The 2857-nt window shown below is 36.1% G+C and carries 2 protein-coding genes; both read right to left on the bottom strand.

Annotation, left to right across the window (positions count from 1 at the left end):
• Positions 1 to 76: 76 nt before the first annotated feature.
• The gene (locus tag HMPREF2955_RS07215) at positions 77 to 904 is read right to left on the bottom strand and encodes a hypothetical protein (RefSeq protein WP_070722243.1); all 828 of its coding nucleotides are present in this window, start codon (positions 902 to 904) and stop codon (positions 77 to 79) included.
• Between the two features lie 29 nt (positions 905 to 933).
• Entirely contained in the window at positions 934 to 1581 is a 648-nt protein-coding gene (locus HMPREF2955_RS07210) for a hypothetical protein (RefSeq protein WP_070722241.1), read from the bottom strand.
• Positions 1582 to 2857: the final 1276 nt, after the last annotated feature.

Here is a 2857-nt window from a genome sequence, read left to right as displayed (position 1 = left end):
TCCTAAGAGGGAATTAACTGAATTACCCTACATACTATATTCTTAAATAAAAAGAATGCGTTAAGGATTTTTCTTTCTAAAGCAAAGAACTCAACTCATCAATCGAACAACCTGCATCCATAAAAATATTAAAGACATAATCCCAATCACTACTATCCGTATTTACAGCAAACCAAAAACAACTCTTGAATACCAAATGCATTATACTTCTATCTCCAACCAAAGTAAGCCTTTTTGATATTGAAGTTTCCTCTAAAAGGTGGTTATTAACTCTGTCTTCTACAAACTCTTCTGTAAAACCAAAGTCTATCCCTATCACGATTAAAGTTTGTATAGCTTTTGCATAGAATGATGTTCCTTTTGCTTTCTGCACACAATAACACTGAACATCTAATAATGCAAGCCTGCTATCAGAACTAATATTTCTCCAGCGTTCTCCAACTTTAGGCGGATAAGGCTCTTCATCTATATTTCCAATCCGTAATGAAGAATCGAAGTCGTTAGTTTCAAGTTCTTCTTGCTTTTCCACCAGCCTAATATATTTAATGCACTCTGATTCCAGTATATTTATTTCTTCTTCAGAATAAACGGCTGTATAAGTTTCATTCTTTTTATAAAAAGCAAGAGGAGTTTTATGTACATCAGGCTCAAACATAAAAGTATAACCTTGCGCTTTAAGTTCGAGCAAAGTCGACATTGGAGTACTGTTATAAAAATTTTTCAAGTTAGTCGTACTTTTGAAATATGAACCAACAGGCCACTCCCTTCTCTTTCCTGTTCCACTCTCAATATATTGATTCTTCTCTGCCAATTCTTTAGATTCTTTCAACAGTTCATTATGTTTATGCGCAATATAAACGAAGAGAATTACAGTTGCAACTATGATAAAAATTAAGTATCCCATTATAATTTGTTTTAAATATATTTTAGTTGTTAAAAGTCATTGTCCTTCAAAGCACAATCAAACCTCATATCTTCACAAATCTGCTCAATTACAGGAGTACACTCATGCTTCAAAGCTAATATATCTCTAACTTCAGGTAAATATTGATTAAGTCCCTGTATGAAGTTATCATACTCTCTCATAAGGTTGTCTTCCATTAAATGGTGATTATGTGTTATTTCCGCCTGACAAACAGTTTTACAGAAAAGTAAAAGCTGATTACCTGCATGCTTTTGTGCAGCATCTGGCAAATAATGAGCAATACCCGATATAATAGAAAATGCAATAAATTTGATGTATTTCGTCATAAAGATTACTCCCAGCTGACAACCACCTATCAAGTCAGAAAAATTAGCATCAGACACATCAGCATTGCTATTTGTCAGATAGTTTTTCAACAGACAATAATAAAGCAACTTTGCTACAGGAACACTTTCTTCATCTGTGAGTTTTGCTTCATCAGAAAGAAGATAGTATAATGCTCTCGCTACTGCATAGGGATGTTCCGTCATCATAAATTGGAACTCATTCCTATTGATTTCTCTCACAAGAATTCTTGCCTTATGAATGATTTCTTTTTCGTTTTTAGAGGTGTACATCGAGACAAACTCTTGAGTCAATTCTTCAATAAAAGTCATTTCTTTAATTCTATTGGGCTTTCACAGTACCATTGCCCCTTTTAATAGTTCGTATATAAGAAACGTGGAACTGCAATGCCACGTCTTAAATGGAGGTCCTGAGAAAACCCTAAGATACAGATATGGTAGCAGCCCCACGCTATAGCGTGAGAACCACTATGCCATCCTTGTATCTTATAGAAATTTCTCAGGTTTCCATTTACAAGACAAGCATAACGCTTCTTTTTCCAACAATGTCTTGTGTCTCCAAAGAAACACGATGCAAATTTAATATTTTTTATTTGAATATCAGGCGAATAGGAGCGTAAATTGTTAATTCAGGAAGAATTTATTTACAGAAGTCATCTATACTTTTAAAATCTCTACAGTTTGAGAGGAGTTTATTATCTTTGTGCTACTAAAACAAGATAAACGCCCCGCTCATGTACGAAGTACCAGACAAAGACACAATAAAACATGATGTTATTCCCCTTTTGTCTGTACCAAAACGTGGTTATGTTTCAAAAAGCGACCTGTCGGAAGGCATTGCAAACATGCTCTACAAGTTGCAAACTGCCTATCGAAGGCAGATTAATTCCACGTTTCCACGATACTGTTTCCATTGTCTGTGAGCAGCTTACCCTGCAACAACTAACACTGATGGTCGTAAGCGTACGCCCTTTCCGTGGTGCTGGCTATTAGCATGCACATGGCACAATCGCTTTTGTCTAGTTTTCAGCAACAATTTTAACACAATAACTGCCCTTTCTATCACCAATCGCCTATCTTGCGCAAAAAATCGATTCTCGCGGAGGTTTGTTTTAATGCAAAAAGGGGGGGTGTCTGTGAATGCGTTAAAATGTATTTTTATTTATAAAGACAGCCATTTACACCAATTTGGGGGCTATTTGCAGCAAAATGGGGTGCAATATGGTGCAAAACGCAGTGCAATATGGTGCAAAACGCAGTGCGTTTTGGTGCTAAATGCAAGGTAAAACGGTGCTAAATGCAGGGTAAAATGCTGCTAAATTCAGGGCAAAAAGCATAAGGATGCACTGCAATGGTATAAATATAACCTTTGCGAACCATCAAAAACAGGACTAAAAAGGGCAAAACAACCATTAAAAAGCCGATTTTTAGGGGTTAAAAGTGGGTTATTGGGCTTGAAAAATTACGTGCCGGCAACCAAACTAGAAAGGCAAAATGGTACAAAACGCAGGTTTTGTCCTTAAAAACAGCCAAGTCGGAAGACGTGGAAGGTTATAAATAGGGTAATTCAGTTAATTCCCTCTTAGGA

It is taken from the genome of Prevotella sp. HMSC073D09 (genome assembly GCF_001814145.1).
In the GTDB taxonomy this organism is placed as follows: Bacteria; Bacteroidota; Bacteroidia; order Bacteroidales; family Bacteroidaceae; genus Prevotella; species Prevotella conceptionensis.
The sequence above is the reverse complement of the archived record's forward strand: the minus strand, read 5'-3'. Positions and strand labels throughout refer to the sequence as shown.

Excerpts from the sequence above, each read along its gene's own strand:
- HMPREF2955_RS07215 (WP_070722243.1), bottom strand. The coding sequence starts at position 904 with ATGGGATACTTAATTTTTATCATAGTTGCAACTGTAATTCTCTTCGTT.
- HMPREF2955_RS07210 (WP_070722241.1), bottom strand. The coding sequence starts at position 1,581 with ATGACTTTTATTGAAGAATTGACTCAAGAGTTTGTCTCGATGTACACC.